This window comes from Stenotrophomonas sp. P5_B8, from assembly GCF_054049855.1.
Genome location: NZ_JBFULO010000826.1, coordinates 1 through 715, shown reverse-complemented (window position 1 = coordinate 715; position 715 = coordinate 1). Strand labels below are relative to the sequence as shown.

The window sequence follows — 715 nt, the reverse complement described above, 5'->3', positions numbered from 1 at the left end:
GTTCGTGGCGGTGATGCTGGTGGTGGGGCGGCGGGTGATCCCGTGGATCCTCGAACGCATCGCCGGTACCGGTTCGCGCGAGCTGTTCACCCTGGCGGTGCTGGCCATTGCACTTGGCGTGGCGTTCGGTTCGGCGATGCTGTTCGGTGTGTCGTTCGCGCTCGGTGCGTTCTTCGCCGGCATGCTGCTCAACGAATCGGAGCTGAGCCACAAGGCCGCCAACGATTCACTGCCGCTGCGCGATGCGTTCGCGGTGCTGTTCTTCGTCTCGGTGGGCATGCTGTTCAACCCGGCGATCCTGATCGAACATCCGTGGCAGGTGCTGGCCACCGCAGCGATCATCATGTTCGGCAAATCCGCCGCCGCGTTCGTGATCGTGCGCGCGTTCGGCCACCCGACCGGCACCGCGCTGACCATCTCGGCCAGCCTGGCGCAGATCGGCGAGTTCGCCTTCATCATCGCCGGCCTCGGCGTGACGCTGAAAATCCTGCCGCCCACCGGGCAGGCGCTGGTGCTGGCCGGTGCGCTGATCTCGATCATGCTCAACCCGCTGGTGTTCGGCCTGCTCGACCGCTGGCTGCTCAAGCACCAGGAAACCACGCCGACCGCGGTGGAAACCGAGCTGCCGCCCGGCCCGTCGCTGGACCTGCACGACCATGCCATCGTGATCGGCTACGGCCGCGTCGGCAGCGCGCTGGCCCAGGTGCTGCGGGAT

Annotated in this window: 1 protein-coding gene; it reads left to right on the top strand. The window is 67.3% G+C overall.

The window, feature by feature from the left end:
* A partial coding sequence (locus ACXJKH_RS21680; protein WP_457322475.1) for a cation:proton antiporter domain-containing protein occupies positions 1-715 on the top strand: 715 nt, incomplete at both ends.